This is a genomic window from Streptomyces sp. NPDC005070 (assembly GCF_053600395.1).
On the sequence record NZ_JBSFZS010000367.1, the window covers coordinates 1 to 2,523 of the forward strand.

The window sequence follows — 2,523 nt, forward strand, 5'->3', positions numbered from 1 at the left end:
GAGCCCACGCGGGGGTCCATCCCGTACGAGCCCGGCGACAGGACGAGCGGGTACGGAACCCCGTACGGGATCTTCCCCGGAGCGGAAGTGCACAGCGCGGCCCGGCCGTTCGGCGTCCTGCACCTGTCCCGATTCAAGGGAGCCCTCACGCTGTCACTGGGCATGCCCGACCCCCCGGATGTGGCGGCGAGGGCAGGTGCTCCGGCCAGCAGCGGGGCGCTCACTGCGCCCGGGATCGCGGCGGAGCTGACCGCACGCGCCCTGGACCTCGTCGCCTGACCTGCGCACCATTTCCGCGAACGCGCAGGTCAGGCCGTACTGTTCGGCCGGCTTCGGGGACGGACTTCGCAAAGTATCCGGCAGTCCCCCTCCCGGTGTCGAAAACAAAGCGATCGTTCTCTATTCTTTCCGTGTGGCGCCGTTCAGGAGCCGGGACCAGCAGGACCAGCGGGAGGGACACAAGCGATGGCGACGAAGCCGGCTGCACGGCCACGGGCATCGGTCTCCGCGTTCACGCAGGAGCTCTTCGGGCGGCTGCCCCGGGCCGACCAGCGGCGGTGGGCGCACGCCTACATGGAGGGGCTCCTGACCACGCCGGGCAAAAAGACCGTTCGGCGCCTGGCGGCGACCGTGTCGGACTCGTGCACAGCCCCTCAGTCCCTGCACCAGTTCATCAACGCCAGCCCCTGATTCGAGAAGCGCCGACGGCCGTGCCTCCCCTAGCGTGGCGCATGAACGGTGTCCTCCCGCGTGAAGCTGGTTGGATCGAGTGAGGCGATGCCGGCGGGGACCGCGAGGGCGGCCCCGCCCGACAGATGGAGACACGATGAGCAAGGCCACGAGGACGGACCCGGGACCGTCCGCGCCGCATGGTGCCGACAGCCACGATCTGATCCGGGTGCTCGGCGCGCGCGAGAACAATCTCAAGGATGTCAGCATCGAGATCCCCAAGCGCCGGCTGACCGTGTTCACCGGCGTGTCCGGCTCGGGCAAGAGCTCCCTGGTGTTCAACACGATCGCCGCCGAGTCGCAGCGGCTGATCAACGAGACCTACAGCAGTTTCGTGCAGGGTTTCATGCCCACGCTCGCCCGGCCCGAGGTCGACGTCCTCGAAGGTCTCACCACCGCGATCATCGTCGATCAGCAGCGGATGGGCGCCGACCCCCGGTCCACGGTCGGTACCGCCACCGACGCCAACGCGATGCTGCGCATCCTGTTCAGCCGGCTCGGCAAGCCGCACATCGGCCCGCCCAGCGCGTACGCGTTCAACGTCCCCTCGGTCAGCGCGAGCGGTGCCATCACCGTGGAGCGCGGCGCCAAGAAGGCGGTGAAGGCGACCTTCAACCGCACCGGCGGCATGTGCCCGCGCTGCGAGGGCCGGGGCACCGTCTCCGACATCGACCTCACCCAGCTCTACGACGACTCCAAGTCGCTCAACGAGGGTGCGATCACCATCCCCGGCTACGGCTCGGACGGCTGGAACATGCGGCTCTACAAGGAGTCGGGCTTCGTCGACCCGGACAAGCCGATCCGCAAGTACACCAAGAGGGAGCTGCACGACTTCCTCCATCACGAGCCGACCCGCATGAAGATCGCGGGCATCAACATGACGTACGAAGGGCTCGTCCCGCGGATCCAGAAGTCGATGCTCTCCAAGGACAAGGAGGCGATGCAGCCGCACATCCGGGCGTTCGTGGACCGGGCCGTCGCCTTCGCGGCCTGCCCCGAGTGCGAGGGCACCCGGCTCAGCGAGGGCGCCCGTGCGTCGAAGATCAAGCGGATCAGCATCGCGGACGCCTGCGCGATGCAGATCAGCGACCTCGCCGACTGGGTCCGGGGCCTCGACGAGCCCTCGGTGGCACCCCTGCTCTCCGCGCTCCAGCAGACCCTCGACTCGTTCGTCGAGATCGGCCTCGGCTACCTCGCCCTGGACCGCCCGGCGGGCACGCTGTCCGGAGGCGAGGCGCAGCGCGTGAAGATGATCCGCCACCTCGGCTCCTCGCTCACCGACGTCACCTACGTCTTCGACGAGCCCACCGCCGGCCTGCACCCCCACGACATCCAGCGGATGAACGACCTCCTGCTGCGCCTGCGGGACAAGGGCAACACCGTGCTCGTCGTGGAGCACAAGCCGGAGACCATCGTGATCGCCGACCATGTCGTCGACCTCGGCCCCGGCGCCGGGACGGGCGGCGGTTCCGTCTGCTTCGAGGGCACGGTCGAGGAACTGCGGAAGGGCGACACCGTCACCGGCCGCCACTTCGACGACCGGGCCAAGGTCAAGCAGACCCCGCGCGAGCCCACCGGCACGCTGGAGATCCGCGGAGCGTCGGCGAACAACCTGCGTGACGTGGACGTCGACATCCCGCTCGGGGTGCTCGCCGTCGTCACCGGTGTCGCGGGCTCCGGAAAGAGTTCACTGGTGCACGGGTCCATCCCGGCCGACGAGGGCGTGGTGTCGGTCGACCAGGCTCCGATCCGCGGTTCGCGGCGGAGCAACCCGGCGACGTACACGGGTCTGCT

At 69.1% G+C, this 2,523-nt stretch carries 2 protein-coding genes and 1 pseudogene; all 3 read left to right on the forward strand.

The annotated features are described in order from the left end of the window. On the forward strand, window positions 1-279 hold a 279-nt coding region (locus tag ACWEBX_RS39120; protein ID WP_451889464.1), incomplete at its 5' end, for a hypothetical protein. A 186-nt stretch (window positions 280-465) separates the two neighbouring features. Beyond that, window positions 466-687: pseudogene (locus tag ACWEBX_RS39125) on the forward strand (transposase); the annotation flags it as partial. 139 nt (window positions 688-826) lie between these two features. Continuing rightward, window positions 827-2,523, forward strand: a 1,697-nt coding sequence (locus ACWEBX_RS39130) for an excinuclease ABC subunit UvrA (RefSeq protein WP_451889465.1), incomplete at its 3' end; no start/stop codon positions are given.